Source organism: Streptomyces sp. MS06, assembly GCF_047200655.1.
In the GTDB taxonomy this organism is placed as follows: domain Bacteria; phylum Actinomycetota; class Actinomycetes; order Streptomycetales; family Streptomycetaceae; genus Streptomyces.
In genome coordinates, this window is sequence record NZ_JBJZOJ010000001.1 from 146,230 (window position 1) to 167,838 (window position 21,609).

16 protein-coding genes are annotated in these 21,609 nt (G+C 74.1%); 7 read left to right on the plus strand and 9 right to left on the minus strand.

Going from position 1 to position 21,609, the window contains the following annotated elements; all coding sequences use genetic code 11:
- Positions 1 to 80: 80 nt before the first annotated feature.
- Positions 81 to 1,196 (minus strand): allantoicase, encoded by a 1,116-nt coding sequence (gene alc / locus ACL02U_RS00595; RefSeq protein ID WP_412788546.1) that lies wholly within the window; start codon positions 1,194 to 1,196, stop codon positions 81 to 83.
- Positions 1,197 to 1,275: 79 nt separating this feature from the next.
- Positions 1,276 to 2,613, minus strand: a complete 1,338-nt coding sequence (gene allB, locus ACL02U_RS00600; RefSeq protein WP_412788547.1) for an allantoinase AllB — start codon at positions 2,611 to 2,613, stop codon at positions 1,276 to 1,278.
- A gap of 266 nt (positions 2,614 to 2,879) precedes the next feature.
- Here allB and ACL02U_RS00605 point away from each other — a divergent pair, with 266 nt between their 5' ends.
- A complete protein-coding gene (locus tag ACL02U_RS00605) occupies positions 2,880 to 3,683 on the plus strand; it encodes an IclR family transcriptional regulator (protein WP_412788548.1) in 804 nt (267 codons plus the stop codon).
- A gap of 225 nt (positions 3,684 to 3,908) precedes the next feature.
- Here ACL02U_RS00605 and ACL02U_RS00610 read toward each other — a convergent pair whose 3' ends face one another.
- On the minus strand, positions 3,909 to 4,211 hold the full coding sequence (locus ACL02U_RS00610; RefSeq protein ID WP_412788549.1) for a DUF5955 family protein: 303 nt from the start codon (positions 4,209 to 4,211) through the stop codon (positions 3,909 to 3,911).
- 246 nt (positions 4,212 to 4,457) lie between these two features.
- A complete protein-coding gene (locus tag ACL02U_RS00615) occupies positions 4,458 to 6,530 on the minus strand; it encodes a serine/threonine-protein kinase (RefSeq protein ID WP_412788550.1) in 2,073 nt (690 codons plus the stop codon).
- Between the two features lie 106 nt (positions 6,531 to 6,636).
- On the opposite strand from ACL02U_RS00615, the gene ACL02U_RS00620 reads away from it, so the two are divergent.
- The gene (locus ACL02U_RS00620) at positions 6,637 to 7,266 is read left to right on the plus strand and encodes a nucleotidyltransferase family protein (RefSeq protein WP_412788551.1); all 630 of its coding nucleotides are present in this window, start codon (positions 6,637 to 6,639) and stop codon (positions 7,264 to 7,266) included.
- A gap of 216 nt (positions 7,267 to 7,482) precedes the next feature.
- Positions 7,483 to 9,105, plus strand: coding sequence for a malate synthase A (gene aceB, locus ACL02U_RS00625; RefSeq protein ID WP_412788552.1), 1,623 nt, complete (start codon positions 7,483 to 7,485; stop codon positions 9,103 to 9,105).
- A 134-nt stretch (positions 9,106 to 9,239) separates the two neighbouring features.
- Here aceB and ACL02U_RS00630 read toward each other — a convergent pair whose 3' ends face one another.
- Positions 9,240 to 10,154 carry a HipA family kinase gene (locus tag ACL02U_RS00630; RefSeq protein WP_412788553.1) on the minus strand — a complete coding sequence of 305 codons (915 nt, stop codon included), beginning with the start codon at positions 10,152 to 10,154 and terminating at the stop codon, positions 9,240 to 9,242.
- Positions 10,155 to 10,579: 425 nt separating this feature from the next.
- Here ACL02U_RS00630 and ACL02U_RS00635 point away from each other — a divergent pair, with 425 nt between their 5' ends.
- Positions 10,580 to 12,079 (plus strand): SpoIIE family protein phosphatase, encoded by a 1,500-nt coding sequence (locus ACL02U_RS00635; RefSeq protein ID WP_412788554.1) that lies wholly within the window; start codon positions 10,580 to 10,582, stop codon positions 12,077 to 12,079.
- A gap of 717 nt (positions 12,080 to 12,796) precedes the next feature.
- Here the strand turns inward: ACL02U_RS00635 and ACL02U_RS00640 are convergent.
- Both ACL02U_RS00640 and ACL02U_RS00645 read right to left on the minus strand, forming a co-directional pair.
- Positions 12,797 to 13,270, minus strand: a complete 474-nt coding sequence (locus tag ACL02U_RS00640) for an N-acetyltransferase family protein (RefSeq protein WP_412788555.1) — start codon at positions 13,268 to 13,270, stop codon at positions 12,797 to 12,799.
- Positions 13,271 to 13,476: 206 nt separating this feature from the next.
- Positions 13,477 to 14,499 carry a LacI family DNA-binding transcriptional regulator gene (locus ACL02U_RS00645; protein WP_412788556.1) on the minus strand — a complete coding sequence of 341 codons (1,023 nt, stop codon included), beginning with the start codon at positions 14,497 to 14,499 and terminating at the stop codon, positions 13,477 to 13,479.
- 234 nt (positions 14,500 to 14,733) lie between these two features.
- Here ACL02U_RS00645 and ACL02U_RS00650 point away from each other — a divergent pair, with 234 nt between their 5' ends.
- Positions 14,734 to 16,041, plus strand: coding sequence for an ABC transporter substrate-binding protein (locus ACL02U_RS00650; protein WP_412788557.1), 1,308 nt, complete (start codon positions 14,734 to 14,736; stop codon positions 16,039 to 16,041).
- A 482-nt stretch (positions 16,042 to 16,523) separates the two neighbouring features.
- On the opposite strand, the gene ACL02U_RS00655 is transcribed toward ACL02U_RS00650, so the two are convergent.
- Positions 16,524 to 17,663, minus strand: coding sequence for an ATP-binding protein (locus ACL02U_RS00655; protein ID WP_412788558.1), 1,140 nt, complete (start codon positions 17,661 to 17,663; stop codon positions 16,524 to 16,526).
- Positions 17,664 to 17,797: 134 nt separating this feature from the next.
- Here ACL02U_RS00655 and ACL02U_RS00660 point away from each other — a divergent pair, with 134 nt between their 5' ends.
- Both ACL02U_RS00660 and ACL02U_RS00665 read left to right on the plus strand, forming a co-directional pair.
- Entirely contained in the window at positions 17,798 to 19,150 is a 1,353-nt protein-coding gene (locus ACL02U_RS00660; protein WP_412788559.1) for an SWIM zinc finger family protein, read from the plus strand.
- A 103-nt stretch (positions 19,151 to 19,253) separates the two neighbouring features.
- A complete protein-coding gene (locus tag ACL02U_RS00665) occupies positions 19,254 to 20,909 on the plus strand; it encodes a DUF5691 domain-containing protein (RefSeq protein ID WP_412788560.1) in 1,656 nt (551 codons plus the stop codon).
- A 200-nt stretch (positions 20,910 to 21,109) separates the two neighbouring features.
- Here the strand turns inward: ACL02U_RS00665 and ACL02U_RS00670 are convergent, their stop codons facing one another.
- Positions 21,110 to 21,532, minus strand: coding sequence for a cobalamin B12-binding domain-containing protein (locus tag ACL02U_RS00670; protein ID WP_412788561.1), 423 nt, complete (start codon positions 21,530 to 21,532; stop codon positions 21,110 to 21,112).
- Between the last annotated feature and the right edge of the window lie 77 nt (positions 21,533 to 21,609).

Here is a 21,609-nt window from a genome sequence, read left to right on the forward strand (position 1 = left end):
TGCGGCGCGCCCCGCGCCGCACCGGGGCGGGGCGCGCGGGAGCGGAGCGGGGCGCGGGGCACGCGGGAGCGGGGGGAGGTTCAGCCGCCCAGTTCCTGGTGGCGCGCCGCCAGCCGGGCCGCGCCGTCCTCCGTCAGGGAGCCGTACAGGCGCAGTCGGGAGATGCCCCCGTCCGGGAAGATGTCCACCCGCGCGTGCGTGCCGACGGCCGGGGCCGGGAGCACGAAGCGGTGGTCGGTGTCGGGCTGCAGCCGGGTACGCGGCAGGATCTCGCGCCACTCCCCGTCCTCGCCGTCCCGGACCGACACCGAGGCCCAGCCGGCGCTGTTGCCCTTGAGGTAGGCGGTGTCGATCCCCACCGCCCGGATCTCGGCCCGGCCCACCAGCCGGTAGCGGATCCAGTCGTTGCCCCGGTCGCGGCGGCGGCGGGTCTCCCAGCCGTCGTCCATCTTGCGGGAGCGGCCCGGCTGAACGGTGTTGGTGGCCGGCGAGTAGAACAGGTCGGAGGCGTCCTCCACGCTGCCGCCGTTCTCCAAGGCGACGACGTCGAAGGTGCCGAGCACCTGCAGCCACGCCGGGTCGGGCGCGACCTCTCCGTGGACGCGGAGCCGCGCGACGCCCCCGTCGGGGAACTGGTTGAGGCGCAGGTGGGTGAAGCGCTGCTCGACGTCCACCGCGAAGCCGTTGGCCGCGTGCCCGCCGACCGGCGTGCGCGGAACCAGGGTGGTCCACTTGACGTCCTCGGCGAGCAGTTCCTCGGGGGACGGCGAGCCCGGGACGGAAGCGGCTTCCACCGACACGGCCTGCGGGTGGTTGCCGCGGAAGTGAGCGGTGTCCACGACGACGCCGCGGACGACACCGGGCGCGCCGAGCCGGATCAGCGCCCAGTCGTGGTCGTCGGCGTCCGGCCAGGGACGGTCGGCGGAGCCCCCGCGGCGGCGGCGGGTCTCCCAACCGTCCATGATCTTGCCCTTGTGGCCGAAGCGCTCGGGATCGAACTCGGGGCGTTCGGGCAGCAGCAGGTTCTCGCGCTGGGCGAAGAACTCGTCGTTGGCGGCGATGACTCCGGCACCGAGCCGGCGGTCGGCGAGGTCGGCGTGGTGGGTGAACGGGAAGTCGGCGGTGCGGTAGTCCGCGTACGGGTCCCCGCCTCCGTAGGGATGGGCGTCGCCGGTGAAACTCGGAATCGCCGTCACGGTGATCAGATGGTCCTTTCTTCGGTCGGCCGCTGCCGGCGCGGTGCCGGGCGGCGGTGCGCGGGCGAAACACCCCCGGCTAGGGCCGCCTCGTCAGCAGTCGGCCCCTCGGGTCGGTGAACTCACCTCCCGCGAAGATGCGTTCGCCGCGGAGCCAGGTGGACTTCACGACGCCGTGCAGGGTCTTGCCGGCGTATGCCGTGACGCGGTTGCGGTGCTGGAGGGCGGCCGGGTCGACGGTGAAGGCCTCCTCGGGTGCGAGGACGGCGAAGTCGGCGTCGCGGCCCGCCTCGATGGCCCCTTTCTGCGTCAGCCCGGCCAGTTCGGCGGTGCGCGAGGACATCCAGCGGACCACGTCCTGAAGTCCGTGGCCGCGCGTGCGGGCCTCGGTCCACATCGCGGCCAGGCTGAGCTGGAGACCGGAGATGCCGCCCCAGGCGGTGGCGAAGTCCGGCGTCTTGAGGTCGGCGGTGGACGGCGAGTGGTCGGTGACCACGCAGTCGACGGTGCCGTCCGCCAGCGCCTGCCACAGCAGGTCCCGGTTCGCGGACTCGCGGATGGGCGGACAGCACTTGAACTCGCTCGCGCCGTCCGGGACCTCCTCCGCGGTCAGGGTCAGGTAGTGGGGGCAGGTCTCCACGGTGACCGCCACGCCCGCCGCCCGGGCGGCGCGGATCAGCGGCAGCGCGTCGCCGGAGGACAGGTGCAGCACGTGCACACGCGCACCGAGCCGCTCGGCCTGGGCGATCAGGGCGGCGATGGCGGTGTCCTCGGCGTCGCGCGGCCTGCTGGCGAGGAAGTCGGAGTACCGGGGGCCGCCGCGCTGCGGGGCGGCGGCGAGGTGGTGCGGATCCTCGGCGTGCGCGATGAGCAGGCCGCCGAAGCCGGCGATCTCCGCCAGCGAGCGGGCGAGCTGCTCCTGGTCGAGAGGCGGGAACTCGTCCACGCCGGACGGCGACAGGAAGGCCTTGAAGCCGAAGACGCCGGCCTCGTGCAGCGGTCGCAGGTCCTTGACGTTGTCGGGGAGCGCGCCGCCCCAGAAGCCGACGTCCACATGCGCCTTGTCGGCGGCGACCCGCTGCTTGGTCCGCAGGTGGTCGACGGTGGTGGTGGGCGGGAGGGAGTTGAGCGGCATGTCCACCAGGGTCGTGATGCCGCCGGCCGCCGCCGCCCGGGTCGCGGTCCAGAAGCCCTCCCACTCGGTGCGGCCCGGGTCGTTGACGTGCACATGAGTGTCGACCAGGCCCGGTAGCAGCACGTCGTCGCCGAGGTCCTCCAGGCGGGCGCCGGCCGGGATCTCGGCATCGTGCGGCAGTACGGCCGCGACCCTCCCGTCACCCACGACGACGGCCGCGGCGCGCACCCCCTGGGGGGTAATGACGCGCCGAGAGCGCAGCACCAGTTCAGCGTCGGACACCCGGACCCCTCTCCGATCTCCTTGCGCGTTACCTCCGGGTAACGGATTTCAACGATCTGTTGAAGCTCTGTTCGCGAGTCTTCACTCCGGACCCCCCGCCGTCAAGGGTCCACCCGCCGGCGGCACACCCGGCGCGCCCGTTCTGGACGTTTCCACAAAGTGGAATTAGAATTCCGACAAGCAGAACGTAGCTATGCACGAGCGGGGCGTCAACCGACCGCCGGGTAGGCTTTCGTCCTCTCCGCCAGCCCCGAAAGGAACGCGCCGTGCCGACGTCCAGCGCCAGCACCACCGACTCCGCCAAACCCGCCGCCGGCGGGGTCCAGTCCCTGGAGCGCGCCTTCGACCTGCTGGAGCGGATGGCGGACGCGGGTGGCGAGGTCGGCCTGAGCGAGCTGTCCGCGAGCAGCGGACTGCCGCTGCCCACCATCCACCGGTTGATGCGCACCCTGGTGGCCTGCGGATACGTACGCCAGCAGCCCAACCGCCGCTACGCGCTCGGCCCGCGCCTGATCCGGCTCGGCGAGTCGGCCGCCCGCCTGCTGGGCACCTGGGCACGCCCCTACCTCGCCCGCCTGGTCGAGGAGACCGGCGAAACCGCCAACATGGCACTCCTCGACGGTGACGAGATCGTGTACGTGGCGCAGGTGCCGTCGAAGCACTCGATGCGGATGTTCACCGAGGTGGGCCGACGCGTCCTGCCGCACTCCACGGGCGTCGGCAAGGCCCTCCTCGCCGACTTCCCGGCCGAGGAGGTCCGCGCGCTGCTCGCCCGCACCGGAATGCCCGCCGCGACCGAGAGGACGCTCACCACCCCGGAGGGCTTCCTGGCGGCGCTGGAGGACGTGCGCCGGACCGGCTACGCGGTGGACGACAACGAGCAGGAGATCGGTGTGCGCTGCCTGGCGGTCTCCGTGCCCGACTCCCCCACGACGGCCGCCATCTCGATCTCCGGTCCGGCGGGCCGGGTCACGGAGGCGGCGACCGAGCGGATCGTGCCGATCCTCCAGCAGGTGGCCCGCGACCTCTCCGAGGCACTGGCCAGCTCGGGCGGCAACGGGACGGCCTGACATCCCCCGAGGGGACGCGGCGTCCCCCGGACACCACATCCCCCCGACGCCGCGTCCCCTCGACGGCCTGACATCCCCCGGGCCCCGGACGGCCTGCCATCCCCCCGGCCCGGCATCTCCCGGGCCCGAGGCCGCGCCGGGGACGGAGCTCCGGCCCCCGGGCGGGGCGGGCGACGCGCATCCGGACCGCGCGGCGGACCCCGGCGCGGGCCCCCGGGCGGGCGGTCAGCGCAGCGGCGGGCGGCCGAACAGGTCCACCGCCTCGCGGACCTCCGCGAGGCCCGGGGCGAGTGCACTGACCGAACCGATGGCACCCGCGACCAGGAGCAGGGAGCGGCGCAGACGCCGTATCTCCGGGGCACCCCCGGCGGACATGGCGGCCAGCGCGGCCAGTTCCTCCTCGGCGACGCCCCGGTCCGGGAACTCCGCGGGGTGCGCGGCCAGCTCCCGGCGCAGCCGGGACACGGCGGCACGCAGCCCCGCGGCCCGAAGTTCCTCGTCGCGGCCGGTCACCCGCCTCTGCTCCATGCTCCGCAACACGGTCCTCCCCTTCGCACGTTCCTTGCGCGTCGTCCCCGGTGCCGGCCGCCGGCGTCGCCCGGACTCCCGATCGGCCGGCATGGGACCCGCCCCCCTGACGGGGCCCCGACCGCTCGGCGAGGGCCCCGCACACCCGGCGGCGGAGCCCGACCCGCCTGTGAGACCGACCAGTTAACGCCACGTCACCCGCTCGGCGCCAGTCCGCTGCGTCATCGGTTTGTCACAGCGCGTGCCTCACAGCGCCCCCCGCCACACCTCCACGTCGAGGGTGGCGTAGCGGCTCGGATCGGAGTCGGGGGACAGACCCTGGAAGGTGATCAGGCCGATGTCTCCGGTATCGGTGAGGACGCAGATCTGCTGGCCCTTGGCGAGAGCGTCGGTACTCACGGATCCGGCGTAGCGGGTCTCCGTGCGGCAGGTGTCCAACGTGCCCTGCTGCGAGCGGCTCAGCAGGATGAGGCGGCCGTCCGTCGAGAGACTCCCGCTGTTCCAGCTGTAGGCGATGTCGCCCTCCGACTCGTCCCTGACCGGTTTGAGCGCATCGTCACCGAACGTCAGGTGGTAGGCGTCGACCAGGTCGATCCCCGACTTCGCCACGTCCGGCGGCGCATCGCCGGGGACCGTGCTGGTTGCGGTCGGGGAGGGAGCCGAGGTGGCGGCAACGCCCCCGACCCCGCTGCCCGCGTCGCCGCCGGCAGCACCGCCCGCATCGCTGCCGGCATCGCTGCTGGCGGGAGCGGCAGCGGACGCGGTCTCCCGACCGGCCGGGCTCGTGGTGCTGCCGCCGCCCTGGGCGGCCTGGGCGCCCTGATCCTGCTGCTCGCCGCGGGTCAGCACGTAGGCCGTGCCCGCGCCGGCCGCCGCGAAGACCAGGACGCCGACCAGGGCGGCCACGGCGAGTCGCCTCCCGCGGCGAGCAGGCGGCGGTGCCGGCGGTGCGGGCAGGGCGGCGGTGGCCGGGCCCTGGGGTGACGGGCCGCCGGGCCACGGTGCGGCTGCGGGGCCGAAACCGGGCGGCGGGGTGGCCGGAGCGGAGACCTCGGTGGGGACGTAGCCCGCCGGCGCGGGCCCGCCGGCGGCAGGACCGACCGGGCCGGCCGGAGCCGAGGCGGGCCCGGCGCCGGACGCCGCGGCTGCCGCGGGAGGCTCGTAGGCCGCCGGGGGCGGTGCGGCGGGCGCGGTCGGTCCCGGGGCCGTCGGGGACGGGTGCGCCGCAGATGGGGCGGGGGCGGGTCCGGGCGGCGGGGTCGCTCCCTGCGGGTGCGGCGGGGCGGGCGCGGCCGGCGGCATCGGCGGGATGCCCGGCCGGGGGGCGCCGGCCGCGGGCGGGGCCGTCCGGGGGCCGGGATCGGCCGGCGGGGACTGGGGCGGCGCCGGAGCGGCCACCCGGCCGGTGATGTCGGCGGCGACGGCGCTGGGAAGCCAGTCCTCCGGGCGGCGTAGCACGGTCTCGGCGTTGGCCTCCTGGCAGAGCGCGATGACCTCGGCGACGGAGGGCCGGTCGTCGGGGTTCTTCGCCAGGCACCGGGTGACGAGCTCGCGTACCCGCTCGGGCACCTCGTCCAGCTCCGGCTCCTCGTGGACGATGCGGTACAGCACCCCGTGCCCGGTGCCCTCCCCGAAGGCGGGCGTGCCCAGGGCCGCGTACGCGGCCACCTGGCCGAGGGCGAAGAGGTCGGTCGCGGGGGTGACCTCCCGCCCGGCGGCCTGTTCGGGCGCCATGAAGGACGGGGTGCCGATGGTGATCCCGCTGCCGGTGAGGGATGTCGCGTCGGCCGCGCGGGCGATACCGAAGTCGATGACGCGGGGGCCGTCGGAGGCGAGCAGCACGTTCGACGGCTTCAGGTCGCGGTGCACGATGCCCGCGCCGTGGATGACGTGCAGCGCCTCAGCGATACCGGCGACCAGCAGCAGCACCGTCGGCACCGGCAGCGGGCCGTGCGCGGCGACCGTGTCGGCCAGGGACGGGCCGGGCACGTACGCCGTGGCCAGCCAGGGCCGGGGCCCGTCGGGGTCGGCGTCGATGACGGGCGCGGTGTACAGGCCCTGGACCCGTTGCGCGGCGTCGACCTCCCGTTTGAAGCGGCGGCGGAACTCGGCGTCCTCGCTGAACTCCGGACGGATCACCTTCACCGCCACGGCGCGACCGCCGGGCGTGTACGACAGGTAGACCTTGCCCATGCCGCCGGCGCCGAGCCGGGCGGTGATCCGATACCCGGCGACCGTCCCGGGGTCTCCCGCCTCCAGCGGCCGGAACACGTCCTCGTTCCCCGCCGTCTTTCCTGCCGAATTGCCAGCCGAAGTCAACTCACGCTCCATTGCGCCCACTTGGTCCGCGGTTCGGGACGGCTCCCATGAAACCCGATGTGGCACGCGGGCTCCACCCGGTCGGGTGCGGTATGCAGGAATCGTGATGACATCTCGGACCACACCGGAGACGACCGCGGGCACACCGGGGGTCGCGGTCGCGGGCCTGCTGCTCGCCGCGGGCGGCGGGAGGCGGCTGGGCGGGCGCCCCAAGGCGCTGCTCGAGCACCGGGGGCGGCCACTGGTGGACCACGCGGTCGGGGTTCTGCGGGCGGCCGGCTGCGGGCGCGTCCACGTGGTGCTGGGAGCGCGGGCCGCGGAAGTCCGCGCGCGGGCGCGGCTGGAGGACTGCACGGTGGTGGAGAACCCGGAGTGGGAGCAGGGCATGGGTTCCTCGCTGCGCGCCGGTCTGGACTCGCTCGCCGGGACCGGGGCGGTTGCCGCGCTGGTGCTGCTGGTCGACCAGCCGGGCATCGGACCGGCGGCGGTGGCACGGGTACGGGGCGCCTGCGAGGACGGGTCCTCGCTGGTCTCGGCCGCCTACGACGGCGTCCGCGGGCACCCGGTCCTGTTCGGCGCGGACCACTGGGCCGGCATCGCGGCGAGTGCGACCGGCGACCGGGGGGCGCGCGCCTACCTGGCCGCGCGCCGGGAGGAGGTCACCCTGGTGGAGTGCGGGGACGTGGCACTGCCCTACGACATCGACACTCCCGGCGACCTCGTGCACCTTCGGTGAACGGGGTGGCACGGGGCGCCACCTTGCCTCGACCCGGAGAATCTCGACATCAACAAACCATTGAAGTTCCACGATAAGGAAACTAGTATCCACTGACCAGAAGCACCCGACCTCCCCTCTCGCGACCGCAGCCGAGCCGGGGACGGCGATCGCGGTGTGAATGCCCTGATTGCACCTCTAGGCACCCGGTGCCACCGCTGAAGGAAGTGACAGTTCATGTCCGCACCAGCGCCGTCCCCGCTGGCCATCGTCGACGCCGAGCCCCTGCCCCGGCAGGAAGAGGTCCTCACCGACGCGGCGCTCGCCTTCGTGGCGGAGCTGCACCGGCGGTTCACGCCGCGTCGGGCCGAACTCCTCGCCCGCCGGGCCGAGCGCCGCGCCGAGATCGCCCGCACCTGCACCCTCGACTTCCTCCCGGAGACCGCCGCCGTCCGCGCCGACGACTCCTGGCGCGTCGCCCCGGCCCCCGCGGCACTCGACGACCGGCGCGTCGAGATCACCGGCCCCACCGACCGCAAGATGACCATCAACGCCCTGAACTCGGGCGCCCGGGTCTGGCTCGCGGACTTCGAGGACGCCTCCGCGCCGACCTGGGAGAACGTCGTCCTCGGTCAGCTCAACCTGATCGACGCCTACACCCGGAACATCGACTTCACGGACGAGCGCACGGGCAAGTCCTACGCGCTGCGACCCGACGGGGAACTCGCCACCGTCGTGATGCGCCCGCGCGGCTGGCACCTGGACGAGCGTCACCTGCTGGTCGACGGCGAGCCGGTGCCCGGCGCCTTCGTCGACTTCGGCCTCTACTTCTTCCACAACGCCCGGCGCCTGCTCGACCTCGGCAAGGGCCCGTACTTCTACCTGCCGAAGACCGAGTCGTACCTGGAGGCCCGGCTCTGGAACGACGTGTTCGTCTTCGCCCAGGACCACCTCGGCATCCCCCAGGGGAGCGTGCGCGCCACCGTCCTGATCGAGACGATCACGGCCGCGTACGAGATGGAGGAGATCCTCTACGAGCTGCGCGACCACGCCTCGGGGCTGAACGCGGGCCGCTGGGACTACCTGTTCTCCATCGTGAAGAACTTCCGCGACGGCGGCGAGCGGTTCGTGCTGCCGGACCGCAACGCGGTCACGATGACCGCCCCGTTCATGCGGGCGTACACCGAACTCCTCGTCCGCACCTGCCACAAGCGGGGTGCGCACGCCATCGGCGGGATGGCCGCCTTCATCCCCTCCCGCAGGGACGCCGAGGTCAACAGGGTCGCCTTCGAGAAGGTCCGCGCCGACAAGGACCGCGAGGCGGGCGACGGCTTCGACGGCTCCTGGGTGGCCCACCCCGACCTGGTGCCGATCGCCATGGAGTCCTTCGACAAGGTGCTCGGCGACCGGCCGAACCAGAAGGACCGGCTGCGCGAGGACGTCGACGTCAGGGCGGCCGACCTGATCGCCGTCGACTCGCTCGACGCCAAGCCGACGTACGCGGGCCTGGTCAACGCGGTGCAGGTCGGTATCCGCTACATCGAGGCCTGGCTGCGCGGCCTCGGCGCGGTGGCCATCTTCAACCTGATGGAGGACGCCGCCACGGCCGAGATCTCCCGCTCCCAGATCTGGCAGTGGATCAACGCCGGCGTCGTCCTCGACAACGGCGAGCGGGTCACCGCCGAACTGGCCCGCGCGGTCGCCGCCGAGGAGCTGGAGAACATCCGCGCGGAGATCGGCGAGGAGGCCTTCGCCGGCGGCGACTGGAAGCGGGCCCACGACCTTCTGCTGAAGGTGGCGCTGGACGAGGACTACGCCGACTTCCTCACCCTGCCCGCCTACGAGCAGCTCCGGGGCTGAGGCGCCGCGCGCCGGTCCGCCCGGCGGGCCGGCGGGCCGGCCGCGGGACCCGGCCGACCGCGGCCGGCCCGCAGCGGCCGGTCAACGGCAGTCGGTCAACGGCAGTCGGTCAACGGCGGCCGGTCCGCCGGGAGTCACTCCAGGTGCGCCGACCCGTCCGCCTCCACCTGCGGCCTGCCGTGCAGATCCGGAACGTGCCGGAGCCAGGGCGGACGCCCCCGGCGGGTGCGCGCGGCCCGCCGGGCGTCCTCGGCCGCGAGTTCCTCCCGGGTGGGGAAGTCGGTCGGCAGCCAGGCCGCGGAGGCCCGCACCCGGGCGAGCAGATGATCCACGTACGCCTGCCGGGCCCCGGCGGGACTAGCGCCGCCGTCCGGCCCCTCCAGCCAGGCGTCGGGCACCGCCGCGAGCACCTCGTGCAGCAGTTCCGCGGTCACCCTCGGTGCGAGTTCCGCGTCGGCGGCGCGCACGTCGGGGGCGTGGCGCCCGAGGGCGTGGTGCCGGAAGTCGTACCGCTTCGCGGGATCGGCGCCCTCCCAGCGGTGGTGGAAGACCAGCGCGGCCCCGTGGTCGATCAGCCACAGCCGCGGCGGCGCGACGCCCAGCGTGGGCCAGACCAGCAGGTTGGAGCTGTGGACGGTGCGGTCGACGTTGGCGGTCAGCCCGTCCAGCCAGACGATCCGCCCGGCCTCCAGCGGGTCCACGGGAAAGTCCGCGGCGACCTCCGGAGTGAAGTCCCTCGCGCCCGGGAGGAAGTCCATGCCGAGGTTCACGCCGGCGCTGGAGCGGTGCAGGGCGCGCACCTCCTGGTGCGGCTCGGAAGCGGCGACGGCCGGATCGAAGTGCACCAGGACCAGCTCGGGGAACCGCAGTCCGAGCGCCCGCGCCAGCTCCCCCACGACCACCTCGGCCACCAGCGCCCTGCGCCCCTGCGCGGAGCCGGTGAACTTCACGACGTAGGTGCCGGAGTCGTCGGCCTCGACGATCGCGGGGACGGAGCCGCCCTCGTGCAGCGGCGCGACGTAGCGGGTCGCCGTCACCTCGGTCAGCATTTCGCCAGGTTACGCGATCTCCTGACCCTGCAATCCACGACCTTCCTCGGGCCCCCGCGCTCCGGGGAGTCTGCCACGAGCATCTCTGGGCAGACTCCGGGGAGTCGCTGCCGGCGCACTGATTCCCCCGCTGCTCCAGTGGTCCTTCAACGCCCTCGGCGCTCGCCTCACTCCCTCCGGATCAGGCGGATCCCTGTCAGCGTGTCCACCGCTCGGGAAGAGGCCCGGACCATGCGACGCCATGGTGCAGCCGCAGCAGAGGGGGAAGGCGGAGTAGTACTGTGGTAATAGTGACCCAAAACGGGCGACACCGGTGATTTCCTGACAGGCACCGCGAACGCAGCTCGCCGGTGCCTGCCGCTTTGTGCCGAGTGGGGTCATCGAACCGACCGGTCGGCGAGTACGTGGCGGATGGTGATAGCCGGATGGGTGCACTGGTCCACAGCTCGCCCTCGTCAGGCGGAAGCCGTCGGCTGCTCCTGACGCTGCCGAGCTTCGCCCTGGTGCTGGTCACCGCCATCGTGGTGTTCTCGTCACCGCGCGACCACTTCGGGCTTCTCCTTGCCGCGGTGCCGCTTCTGGCGGCGGCCGTGCACACGGTCCCCGCCACCGCGTTGCTGGGCGCGCTCACGGTCGCCGTGTACGCGGCTGTGCACAGCGGCCGGGCCGACGTCTGGGACGTGTGGGCGATCAAGCTCGGCCTGGTCGCCGGGGTCAGCCTGGTGGGGGTGCTGCTGGCCCAGGCCCGGGCGCGTGAGAGGCGCCTGAACGTGACCGAGGACGTGGCGTTGGCTCTGCAGCGTGAACTGCTGCCGCGTGCAGTGCCCTCGCTGCCTGCGGTGGAGGCGTGCCACCACTATGTGCCGGCGGACTCCTCGGCGGGCGTCGGCGGGGACTGGTTCGACGTGATCCCGCTGTCCGGCAGCCGGGTGGCCCTGGTCATCGGCGATGTCGTCGGGCACGGTGTCCACGCCGCCGCCCTGATGGGGCGCTTGCGCACCGCCGTCCACACTCTCGCCGATCTCGACCTCGCTCCCGCGGAGCTGCTCACCCGGATGAACGACCTCGTGGTGCGCCTGGGCGAGGAGGATCCGGAGCGCGAGCCCGGCGCCACACTGCTGTTCCTCGTCTACGACCCCGTCACCGGAGGCTGCACCATGGCCGGCGCGGGGCATGCGCCTGCCGCGCTCCTGACGGCCGACGGCAGCGTCGAGTTCCTCCGACTGCCCGAGACCCCGCCCCTGGGGATCCCGGCCACCGTGTTCGAGGACAAGGAGTTCCACCTCGACCCCGGCACGGTCATCGTCCTGTACACCGACGGACTGCTGAACCTGCGCGTGCAGGAGACCGACGACGCTCTCGCCCGCCTGGCCCGCGCTCTGACCGCCCCCGCGGCCGGCACTTCGCTCCACCAGTTGTGCGACCGCGTCTGCACCGCCACCCTCGGCCGCGGCGGCAGCGACGACGACGTCGCCCTGCTTCTCGCCCGGACGCAACGCCTGAGCGACGGCCACGTCGCGCACTGGGAGCTGCAGCCCGGTCTCCGGGCCGCAGCCCACGCCCGCGCCCTGGTGTCCGAGCAGCTGCGCCTCTGGGGGCTCGAGGACCGCCTCTTCTCCACCGAGCTGATCGTCAGCGAGCTGGTCACCAACGCCGTCCGGTACGCCGCTCCGCCCTTCACCCTGCGACTGATTCGCTCCCAGGTACTGATCTGCGAAGTAAGCGACGGCGCCAACACATCCCCGCATCTGCGCCGAGCCCACACCACGGACGAAGGCGGCCGCGGCCTCTTCCTCGTCAGCCATGTCGCCGACCGTTGGGGCACCCGCCACCACCGCGCCGGCAAGACCATCTGGGTCGAGCAGTACCTTCCCGCCCTCCCCCCAGCCGCAGCACACCGCGGCCGGGTAGCCGGCGACAAGTAGCCCACACCGGCGGTGACCGTACGCGGCGCACTCGAACAGGCCGTGTTCTGCGCGCCAAGGGTGCCGAGGGAGCATGCGGGCGACCGGGAACCGTTGCGGAAGTCCCGGTCGCGCGGGGTCCGGCACCCTTCGGGGGCGTCGTCGTGGTCACGGTTGCGCGTCCGGTCGGCCTTCCGGCATGCTGCCCCGCGTCCGCAGCGAGCAGGGCATCCGGCCAGGGCCTGTCCGACAAATGATCAACGAGCGGGTACGTGTTCGACCCGATCGCCTTGCCGTGCTGCCGCCGGCCGGTGATTCTGGGCAGGTGCCAGGACAGAGGAAGAGGAAGCGGCGACAGGAGGACGCGCGGCAGCGGCGTGCTTCTCGTATCGCGCCGGACGCGGGGCGGTGGGAAGTGGTCGTCGAGACTCGGGACCAGGCGGAGATGCGTACGTGGTTGCGCCGTCTCCGGGAGGCAGGAGTCGACGGGCCGACGATCCGGATCGACACGCTGTGCGGGCGACTCACACTGCCGACCACGTACCGGCTGAGCCGTTTCGTGACGGACCCGGCCCGAGAGTCCGAGCACGAGCACCCTGATCGTTGACCACGGCAGGTCGAGGTGAGTTGACGGATACAGCGTGGGAGCGGATGGAGCTCTCCCCAGGCCCGACATTCCCTCGCCAACGTGGCGTGACCGGATCGGTCACGCCGTGCGGCTCGCGCGGGCGGGCCGGTTCACCGGGTACGGGCGGGCGTCCAGCGAAGGGTCATGTCCGGCAGGTTCTCCATGTTGCGATCGCCGTCGCTGGTGTCAAGGACGGTGAAACCGTGGCGCTCGTAGAACGCCCGTGCGTCGGTGTTCTGCTGAAAGACCTGCAGAGACACCCTGTCCGGGCTGTGCCGCCTGACCTCGTCGAGGAGTAGCGTGCCGATGCCCTGCCGACGGGCGTCGGGGCGCAGGTAGAGGTGTTCGAGCATGTCGCCGTCGAGGGCGGCATAGCCGGCGATCTCCGCATCACGCACTGCGACCCAGGTGCGGCACTGCTTGAGCAGGACGTCCCGGACCCATCGGGTCACCTGCTCGTGACTGCGTTTCTGCACTGGAAGATAGGGCATGGTCGCCGACCGGGAAGTCATGTGGATGCGTGCGATCACGCCTGCATCCGCCTCCGCCGCGAAACGAATCCGAGTCTTGCCGTCGTCACTCACACCCGGGAACCTACAGGGTGGTCAGGGACTCCATCCAACGGTTAAGCCGGTGGCCCCATGGGAGTTGACCGTGTCGCGCTCGGCCCCACACAGGAGGCAGGCCGGTATCGCATGCCCGGGGAAGGCGGCGCATGGGCCCGTCCGACGACGCGGGCCCCTGCGCGACACTTCCGCCGCCGGGGACGGGAGTCGGAGGCGACCCGGGTTCACCTGGGGGCGGTGCTTCCCCTGATGACGAGTTCGGGTTCCACGGAGCCGGGGACGACGACACCGTCGGGGTCGGTGATGTGCCGCAGGAGGTGGGCGACCGCGAGTTCGCCGGTGCGGGAGAAGGGCTGGGCAATGGTGGTCAGCGGAGGGGTGCAGTAGGCCGCGAGGTCGATGTCGTCCATGCCGACCAGAGAGACGTCCTCGGGCACGCGCCGGCCGAGTTCGGTGAGGGCGCGGATCACGCCGAAGGCCATCTCGTCGCTGGCGACGAACACCGCGGTGGCGTCGGGGATGCGGCCGACGATGAGTCCGTTGCGGTAGCCGGAGGCGGGCGACCAGTCACCCTCCAGCTCGGGCGGCACCGGCCGGCCGGCCGCCTCCAGGGTCTCGCGCCATCCGTCACGCCGGCCGGCGGCCTCCAGCCACATCTCGGGGCCCGCGATGTGCCAGACCGTCTCGTGGCCGAGGTCGAGCAGGTGCCGGGTGGCCAGGCGGGCGGCCAGCGCCTGGTCGATGGCGACGACCTCGGTGGTGTCGGTGCGAGAGCCGTCGATGGTGATGGTGGGGACGGCCCGGGTCAGCTGCTCGATGCGGGGGCTGCTGTGGATGAGCGGCACGGAGAGGATCACGCCCTCGACGCCCTGGTCCGCCAGCCGGGAGAGCGCCGCCTCTATGGCGGAGGTGTCCAGCGAGGCGGTGGTGGCCGTGCTGACCGCGTACCCGGCGGCCTGCGCCGCGTGCTCGATGCCTGCGGTGACGGCCGTGCGGGAGTAGAAGGTGGTCTGCAGCGTGACCACGCCGATGGTGCGGCTGCGGCCGGAGGACAGCATCCGCGCCGCGTTGTTGCGGCGGTAGCCGAGCTGCTCCACTGCCGCCAGCACCTTGGCCCGGGTGCGCTCCTGCACGTTGGGGTGGTTCGACAGCACGCGTGACACCGTCTGCGCCGACACGCCGGCGGCCCGCGCCACGTCCGCCATCCCCGGCGGCCGCACCCTGACCTGCGCACCCTGCTCGGACATGGCTTCCTTCCTCTGGCCGACCCCACCGATGATAACGCTCTCATTCTCCACGGTCAGCAGCACCCGGGGGTGCCCACCGAAGTCACCGCCCCAGACGTCTTGGCATCGATAACATTCTCTGCCATAGTCTCGCTCCATCGAAGCGCTCCGGTGCCTGCTCCGGCAGCACACCGGCCGCCCCGCGGCCCCTGTGGAGTGCCCTCGCCCAGCTCGCAGCCCGTTGTAGGAGTAGCCGTGAAACATACAGTTCTGCGTCGTTTTCTGGGCTCTGCCGGAGCGCTGACGCTACTGCTCGCCGCAACGGCGTGCTCCGGTGACGCCGGTGGCGGCGCATCACCGGAGTCCGGGAAGTCATCGATCACATTCTGGGGCTGGGCTCCGGGTTACGCGGACGCGGTCGAGGCGTTCGACGCCTCGCACCCCGACACCCGGGTCACCTACCAGGCCGTCCAGCCGGGCGCCAAGGGCGGCTACCAGAAGATGCTGAACGCGGTGAAGGCGGGCAACGCGCCCTGTCTGGCACAGCTGGGGTACGAGACCCTGCCGAGTTTCGCCGCGCAGGGCGCCCTGCAGGACGTGTCCGGCGAGGTCAGCGCAGCCGACCAGGCCGACTTCCAGGAGGCCGCCTGGAACGCGGTCACCCTGGGCAAGCAGGTCTTCGGCGCCCCCGTCGACACCGGCCCGATGGCGCTGTTCTACAACAAGAAGGTCTTCGACTCGCTCGGGCTGAAGCCGCCGGCCACCTGGGCCGAGTACCGGACCGCGGCCGAGAAGATCCACGCCTCCTCCCCCAAGCGCTACATCTCCTCGCCCTACCTCGACTACGACTACGCGGGACTGGCCTGGCAGGCCGGCGCCGACTGGTTCGCCACCAAGGGCGACGCCTGGCAGGTCACGATGGACTCGGCAGCCAACAAGAAGGTCGCCGACTACTGGCAGGGCCTCGCCGACGACCACCTGATCAGCAGCGCGCCGATGTACGACCAGGCGTGGTACACCGGCCTGGGCGACGGCGACATCGCCACCGTGGTCGGCGCGGTCTGGCAGGCCGGGGTCATCAAGGGCGGCGCGAAGAACGGCGCCGGGCAGTGGGCGGTCGCCCCGATGCCCCAGTGGGATGCGGGCAACCTCCGGACCGGCAATGCCGGCGGCTCCGCCACCGCGGTCCTCAAGGGCTGCGACGACCCGAAGGCCGCCTGGGAGTTCGCCCACTGGCTGAGCACCGACCGCGAGGCCTACGGCACTCTGGTCGAGAAGGCCGCTCTGTACCCGGCCGCCGAAAAGCTCCTGGACCTGCCCCAGCTCGCCAAGGGCGACGCGTACTTCGGCGGTCAGAACATCTACAAGGTCTTCGCCGACGCCGCGTCGCAGGTGAGGACGGGGTGGACCTGGGGGCCGCTGATGACCAGGACGGCGGCCGACCTCGATGACGGCCTGGGCAAGGCGTGGGCGGGCAAGGGCACCATCGCCGGCGCGCTGGGCACGGCGCAGAAGCAGACCATCGCCGAGATGGAGAAGCAGGGCCTGAGCACCACTCCGTAGCGGCTTCCCGGCGGCGGGGGGGGGGGGGGGGGGACCCCCCCCCCCCCCCCCCCCCCCCCCCCCCCCCCCCCCCCCCCCCCCCCCCCCTCCCCCCCCCCCCCCCCCCCCCCCCCCCCCCCCCCCCCCCCCCCCCCCCCCCCCCCCCCCCCCCCCCCCCCCCCCCCCCCCCCCCCCCCCCCCCCCCCCCCCCCCGCCGGGCTCCCCGGCCGGCCGGGGAGCCCGGCGGTGGTGGCGCGGCCCGCCGGGAGCGGGCGGGCGACTCGCCGGGCCCCGCGGGCGGCCGCCGGACGTCCCGCCCCCGCGCGCCGCACTCCCGCGCATCCCGTGCCCCGCCGGGCCGGTCCTCGCGGTCGCGCGGCCCGCCGGGCGGGGCCCCGCGGTGCCGGCCGCCGTGCGGGGCTGCGCCGGCCCGGCCGAGGGCGTGCTCCCTCGGCGGGAGGCGGGGGGCGTGCGCCGCCGGCCGGTCCCCTCCTGCCTTCCGGTCATGCGCTCACCTCCCGGCAGGCGCGGTAGAAGTCCGTCCAGCCGTCGCGCTCGCGGACCACGGCCTCCAGATACTCCTGCCAGACGACCCGGTCGGCGGCGGGATCGCGGACCACGGCGCCGAGAACGCCCGCGGCCACGTCGCCCGGTCGCAGCAGCCCGTCGCCGAAGTGTGCGGCCAGCGCCAGACCGCCGGTGACGACGGAGATCGCCTCGGCGGTCGACAGCGTGCCGCTGGGCGACTTCAGTTTCGTCCGGCCGTCGGCGGTGACGCCGTCGCGCAGTTCCCGGAAGACGGTGACGACGCGGCGGATCTCGTCCACGCCGTCGGGCACCGCCGGCAGGTCGAGGGAGCGGCCGATCTGGTCGACGCGCCGCGCGACGATGTCGACCTCGACGTCCACGCTCTCCGGCAGCGGCAGTACGACCGTGTTGAAGCGGCGGCGCAGGGCGCTGGAGAGGTCGTTGACCCCGCGGTCGCGGTCGTTGGCCGTGGCGATCAGGTTGAAGCCGCGGACCGCCTGAACCTCCTGTCCCAGCTCGGGTATCGGCAGCGTCTTCTCCGACAGGATCGTGATCAGCGTGTCCTGCACGTCGGCCGGGATGCGGGTCAGCTCCTCGACGCGCGCCGTGGTCCCCTCCGCCATGGCCCGCATGACCGGGCTGGGCACCAGCGCCTCGCGGCTCGGCCCGTGGGCGAGCAGCCGGGCGTAGTTCCAGCCGTAGCGGATCGCTTCCTCGGGTGTACCCGCCGTGCCCTGCACCAGCAGTGTCGAGTCGCCGCTGACCGCCGCGGCCAGGTGCTCGGACACCCAGGTCTTCGCGGTGCCGGGCACCCCGAGCAGCAGCAGCGCGCGGTCGGTGGCAAGCGTGGTGACGGCGACCTCCACGATGCGCCGGGGGCCCACGTACTTCGGGGTGACCACCGTGCCGTCCGGCAGGGTGCCGCCGAGCAGGTACGTCGCCACCGCCCAGGGCGACAGCCTCCAGCGCGGCGGGCGGGGGCGGTCGTCCTGCGCCGCCAGCGCGGCGAGTTCGTGGGCGAAGGCGTCCTCGGCGTGCGGACGCAGCGCCCGGGCCGCGCCCGCCGGGTCCTTCTCGTCCGGTGCGGCGGCAGCCGTCCCCGCGGACACAGTCATGGCAAAGTCCCCCTCCAGCTGGGCCGGTTCGGATCTGGTGTCCACCGTGCACCACGGCACTGACAATCGGCTCCGACCTGCGAAGACGCTTGCCGCGGCGGTCATTGTCAGTGGCGGGTCCTACGGTCGGGGACATGAATCAGCAGGGGGAGCGGTGGAGCGCGGAACAGGTGCTGGCACTGGCGCCTGACGCCGCGTCACGCAGGGCGGGCGGCAGGCTGGGCACGGCCGGTCCGTGGTCCGAGGCCGGCTGCGGCACCGAGGGGGCGGTGTGGGGACTGTGCAAGGGCAGCGGAAGCAGCCCGTACCGGACCGCCGTCGACCTCGCGGGCGACAGCGGGCCCGGGTACCGGTGCAGTTGCCCGAGCCGCAAGTTCCCGTGCAAACACGCGCTCGGCCTGCTGCTGCTCTGGGCGGAGGAGGATCCGGCGGTGGCGCCGGGGGAGCCGCCGGCGTGGGCGGCGCAGTGGATCACGGGACGACGCGGGCGGTCGGAGGAGAGGCGGTCGGCGGCCTCGGGTGCCGGGCCGGGTGCGGCCGACCCGGAGGCGGCCCGGCGCCGCGCGGAGCGCCGGGCCGCCCGGGTCACCGCGGGAGCGATCGAGCTGGAGCAGCGTCTGGCGGACCTCCTGCGGGGCGGACTGTCGGAGGCCGAGCGGGCGGGGTACGGACTGTGGGAGGAGACGGCGGCCCGCATGGTCGACGCCCAGGCGCCCGGCCTGGCGGCGCGGGTCAGGGAACTGGGCGCGATACCGTCCTCGGGCCCCGGCTGGCCCGTACGCCTGCTGGAGGAGTGCGCCCTGCTGCACCTGCTGGACCAGGGCTGGCTGCGCCGCGAGGAGCTGCCCGGGGACCTGGCGGCGACGGTCCGGTCCCGTGTGGGGCTGCCCGGCACGGCGGACGGGCCGCCGCTGCGCGACGAGTGGCTGGTGCTCGCCCGGTACGACACCGCGGACGCGAAACTGACCACCCGCCGCGTCTGGCTGTACGGCGCCGCCTCGCACCGCACGGCGCTGCTGCTGTCGTACGGTGCCGCCGGACGGGCTCCGGAGCTGGCCCTGCCGGTCGGGCTGGCCCTGGACGCCGAGGTGTCCGCCTACCCGGGCGCCGGGCAGCAGCGGGCGGCTCTGGGGAGACAGTTCGCCTCGGCGGTGCCGTCGTCGGTCCGGCCGCCCGGGGTGCCGGTGCCGCAGGCCGCCGCCCGCTACGGGGCGGCCCTGCGGGACGACCCGTGGCTGGAGTCCGTCCCGGTGACGCTGGAGCGGGTGGTGCCGGCCCGGGACGGCGACTCCTGGCAGCTCGCCGACGCGGACACGGACGCGGCCCTGCCGCTGACCTCCGTCGCCCGGGCCCGCCCCGGGCTGTGGCGGCTGGTCGCCTTGTCGGGCGGCGCGCCGGTCACGGTCTTCGGTGAGTGCGGCCACCGCGGCTTCACCCCGCTGACGGCCTGGCCGGAGGGAGCGGGCGAGGCGGTGGCGCTGTGCTGACGGCACCTGAGCGGCCGGGCGGCCGCCCTGCCTGGTTCCGTCCCCGGCCGGAAGGCCCGGACATCCACAGAGGACCGGACGTCCACAGAGGAGGAGAGCCCCGATGGACCAGACCGTGACCCCGGCGGACCCGCTCACGACGGGCGACTGGGAGGACCTGGTCACCGCGGCGCTGCTGGGTACCGAGCGCCGCCCCCCGCCCGGTCCGGGCTCCGGCCGGGAGGCTCCGGTGGCGCTGCTCGACGCGGCCGCCGCGGCGACCGTGCGGCGGCGGGCCGGGCTACGGGCGGCACCCGCCGCGCAGCGCCCGGATCGGGCGCCCGCCGACCCCCGTCCGCCCCTGCCCGCGGCGGCGGCCCGCCGGCTCGCGGCGCTGCTGGCGGACCGTCCGGGGGCGGGGGGCGGCCGCCGGGGCGCGGCCCCGGACCTGCGGGAGTTGCTGCCGCAGTGGCTGGCGGCGGCGAACGGGTACGGCTATGCGGCGCCCCCGCCGCTGCTGCCCGCCCTGCTGGACGCGGCCCGGGGACGTACGGACCTGCGTCCGGCGGTGCTGGAGTTCGCCGGTCCGCGCGCGCTGTGGCTGGCTCGGATGAACCCGGAGTGGCGGTTCGCGCTGCGCTCGGCTCCGGGCGGCGCGGCGGCGCCGCCCGAGGACGCCGAGCGTACCGGCCGGCTCTGGCGGGAGGGGTTGTTCGCGGAGCGGGTCGCCCTGCTCGCGGCGCTGCGGGCGCGCGATCCGCAGTCCGCTCGAGAGCTCCTGGCGACCACATGGGCCGCGGAGCGGGCCGAGGACCGGCTGATGTTCGTGGACTCGTTGCGCACCGGTCTCGGCCCGGGCGACGAGCCGTTCCTGGAGCAGGCGCTGTCCGACCGGAGCCGCAATGTGCGGGCGACGGCGGCGGAGCTGCTGTCCGGGCTGCCGGACTCCGCGCTCGCCTCGCGGATGGCGGCGCGTGCCGCGACGTGTGTGGCCGTCGACCACACCCGTGACACGCCGACGCTGGTCGTCGAGGCGCCGCACTGCTGCGACGCGGACATGGAACGGGACGGTGTCGTCGCCCGGCCGCCGGCCGGCCGGGGCGAACGGTCCTGGTGGCTCGGCCAGGTGGTGGAGGCGGCCCCGCTCGGGTCCTGGCCCGCGCGGCTGGGCGGGCGGACGCCCGGGCAGATCGTGGCGCTGGCGGTGGCGGACGACTGGCAGGGCGAACTGCACGGGGCGTGGTGCCGTGCCGCGGTGCGGCAGCAGGACGCCGAGTGGTCGAGGGCGCTGCTGGGCGCGCCGTCGGCCCCCGGGGCCGGCGGCCCCGGCGCGGTCTCCCTGGCCGAGCGGGCCGGACTCCTCGGAGTCCTCCCCCCGGAGGAGCGGGCCGGCTGGGTCGCCGGCTTCCTCTCCGCGCACGGCCTGTCCGAGGCGTTCCAGCTGCTCGGCGTGTGTGCCGTGCCCTGGGCCGCTCCGCTCGGGCGGGCGGTCGTGGACTCCCTCAACATCGCGCGCGACGCGGGGAGCTACCCGTGGAGTTTCAGCGGGGTGATGGGCCTGGCCGAGCGCTGCCTCGACCCGGCGGAGTCCGGACGTCTGGACGGCCTGCTGGCAGTGCCGGACGAGCCGGAGCACGCGTCCCCCGGGGCCGGTGGCTACTGGGCGGAGGCGTTCCAGCGGTTGGTGACGACGTTGCGGCTGCGCGCGTCGATGGCCGAGGAGCTGCGGGCCGCGCGGCCCGAGGGCCCGTCGGTGCCCTCCCGACCTGGCGGCCGCTGAGGGGGGTGCCGTCTGTCGGGCGGGGCGTCTGCACAGCCGGAGCCCCGTCGAGTGGGAGCCCGAAGGCGGCCGGTCCCCGGGCCGGACGCCCCGGGCCGGCCCCGGCGAACGGGGTGCCCGGGACCGGCGACCCGGGTGCGGGTGGGCGGGGCGGCGGTCACCGGGCCCCTGGCACCCACCCGGCCGCGCCGGACGTCTGCTCAGCTGCCGGAGGCGGCGGGCTGGCGCGCGTGGGCCCGCACCCAGTCGACGATGGACTGGGTCGTCGCCCCCGGGGTGAAGATCTCCGCGACGCCCTTCTCCTTCAGCGGCGCGATGTCCGCCTCCGGGATGATGCCGCCGCCGAACACCAGGATGTCCTCCGCGTCGCGCTGCCGGAGCAGGTCGATCACCGCGGCGAAGAGCGTGTTGTGCGCTCCGGAGAGGATGGACAGCCCGATGGCGTCGGCGTCCTCCTGGATCGCGGTGTCGACGATCTGCTCGGGAGTCTGGTGGAGCCCGGTGTAGATGACCTCCATACCGGCATCGCGCAGGGCCCGCGCGATCACCTTGGCTCCGCGATCATGGCCGTCGAGCCCCGGCTTGGCCACCACCACGCGGATCGGACCGGCTGCCACACCCATCACTGCCTCCATGAAGCGAATACATCCATCCGTACCGAAGTCATGAGTACCCACCGTCCGCTGCACCGGTCGTGCCG

What these genes read in the sequence shown, in the direction of transcription:
- ACL02U_RS00610 (WP_412788549.1), bottom strand. Translation starts at nt 4,211, where the DNA reads ATGGAGCAGAGGCGGGTGACCGGCCGCGACGAGGAACTTCGGGCCGCG.
- ACL02U_RS00620 (WP_412788551.1), top strand. Translation starts at nt 6,637, where the DNA reads ATGACATCTCGGACCACACCGGAGACGACCGCGGGCACACCGGGGGTC.
- aceB (WP_412788552.1), top strand. Translation starts at nt 7,483, where the DNA reads ATGTCCGCACCAGCGCCGTCCCCGCTGGCCATCGTCGACGCCGAGCCC.
- ACL02U_RS00630 (WP_412788553.1), bottom strand. Translation starts at nt 10,154, where the DNA reads ATGCTGACCGAGGTGACGGCGACCCGCTACGTCGCGCCGCTGCACGAG.
- ACL02U_RS00635 (WP_412788554.1), top strand. Translation starts at nt 10,580, where the DNA reads ATGGGTGCACTGGTCCACAGCTCGCCCTCGTCAGGCGGAAGCCGTCGG.
- ACL02U_RS00645 (WP_412788556.1), bottom strand. Translation starts at nt 14,499, where the DNA reads ATGTCCGAGCAGGGTGCGCAGGTCAGGGTGCGGCCGCCGGGGATGGCG.
- ACL02U_RS00655 (WP_412788558.1), bottom strand. Translation starts at nt 17,663, where the DNA reads ATGACTGTGTCCGCGGGGACGGCTGCCGCCGCACCGGACGAGAAGGAC.
- ACL02U_RS00660 (WP_412788559.1), top strand. Translation starts at nt 17,798, where the DNA reads ATGAATCAGCAGGGGGAGCGGTGGAGCGCGGAACAGGTGCTGGCACTG.
- ACL02U_RS00665 (WP_412788560.1), top strand. Translation starts at nt 19,254, where the DNA reads ATGGACCAGACCGTGACCCCGGCGGACCCGCTCACGACGGGCGACTGG.
- ACL02U_RS00670 (WP_412788561.1), bottom strand. Translation starts at nt 21,532, where the DNA reads ATGGGTGTGGCAGCCGGTCCGATCCGCGTGGTGGTGGCCAAGCCGGGG.